This window comes from Exiguobacterium sp. SH3S1 (assembly GCF_004337105.1).
GTDB lineage: Bacteria > Bacillota > Bacilli > Exiguobacteriales > Exiguobacteriaceae > Exiguobacterium > Exiguobacterium aurantiacum_A.
The window spans coordinates 1-405 of sequence record NZ_SJUW01000045.1; the positions used below are offsets into that span (position 1 = coordinate 1).

Below are 405 nucleotides of genomic sequence, written 5' to 3' on the forward strand. Positions count from 1 at the left end.
TGGCCAATAGGAGCCGCGCCTTCTCGCGGTTCCGGCTGCCGGGCTTCTTGCGGGAGAGCGAGCGCTGCGCCCGTCTCAGCCGTTCCTCGGCCTCGCGCAGGTTGCGCGGGTTCGGGACCTTCTCCGTCACGAGCGCGTCGTTCGTCATGACGGCGAAGTGCCCGAGGCCGAGGTCGATCCCGATTTTGTGCTCGGCCGGGACCCAGGGCTCGTCGGGCTGCTCGACGAGGAGCGACACGAAGAACTTGCCCGTCTTCGTCATCGACACGGTCGCCGACCGGATCTCGCCGTCGAAGATTCGGTGCTGTGTGAAGCGGATGAACCCGACCTTCGGGAGCCGGACCCGGTCCCCCTCGATGCGGATCGTGCCGTGCTGGTTGTTCGTCGTGTAGGAGGCGCGCGCCT

General features: G+C 67.7%; 1 protein-coding gene. It reads right to left on the reverse strand.

What is annotated here, in order from left to right; translation table 11 throughout:
• A partial coding sequence (locus tag EVJ26_RS14330; protein WP_145962643.1) for an RNA-guided endonuclease InsQ/TnpB family protein occupies positions 1-405 on the reverse strand: 405 nt, incomplete at both ends.